The organism is Streptomyces rimosus subsp. rimosus, from assembly GCF_000720725.1.
In the GTDB taxonomy this organism is placed as follows: Bacteria; Actinomycetota; Actinomycetes; order Streptomycetales; family Streptomycetaceae; genus Streptomyces; species Streptomyces rimosus_A.
Map to the genome: position 1 here is coordinate 1 of NZ_JOCQ01000237.1, position 646 is coordinate 646.

A 646-nucleotide genomic window follows, 5' to 3' on the forward strand; every position below is an offset into this window, starting at 1 on the left:
CCCGTGGCGCTGCCCAGCCCGCCCACCGGCGCCTCCGCGCCGGACGCCGCGCACGCCGCCGTCGCGGTGCTGCTGATCGGCCCGGCCGGGGCCGGCAAGACCAGCGTCGCCCGGCACTGGGCCGACACCCGCCGGGTGCCCACCGCGCACATCAGCCTGGACGACGTGCGCGAATGGGTGCGGTCCGGGTTCGCCGACCCGCAGACGGGCTGGAACGACCACTCCGAGGCGCAGTACCGCCTCGCCCGCCGCACCTGCGGCTTCGCCGCCCGCAATTTCCTCGCCAACGGCATCTCGTGCATCCTGGACGACGCCGTCTTCCCGGACCGCCCGGTCATCGGCCTCGGCGGCTGGAAGCGCCATGTGGGCCCCGGCCTGCTGCCGGTCGTGCTGCTGCCCGGCCTGGAGATCGTCCTGGAACGCAATGCCCGCCGCACGGGCAACCGCCGCCTGTCCGACGAGGAGGTCGCCCGGATACACGGCCGGATGGCGGGCTGGTACGGCTCCGGCCTGCCGATCATCGACAACTCCGCGCAGGACGTACCCACCACGGCCCGGCTTCTGGACGATGTGGTGGCCCGGAGCATCGCGAGTCCGCCGAGCTGGTAGGGGGCGGGCTGGTGCGGGCCACCACATCGTCCAGAAG

1 protein-coding gene is annotated in these 646 nt (G+C 74.3%); it reads left to right on the forward strand.

What is annotated here, in order from left to right; genetic code table 11:
• Positions 1 to 609, forward strand: a 609-nt coding sequence (locus tag IH45_RS0142695) for an AAA family ATPase (protein WP_030682656.1), incomplete at its 5' end; no start/stop codon positions are given.
• Positions 610 to 646: the final 37 nt, after the last annotated feature.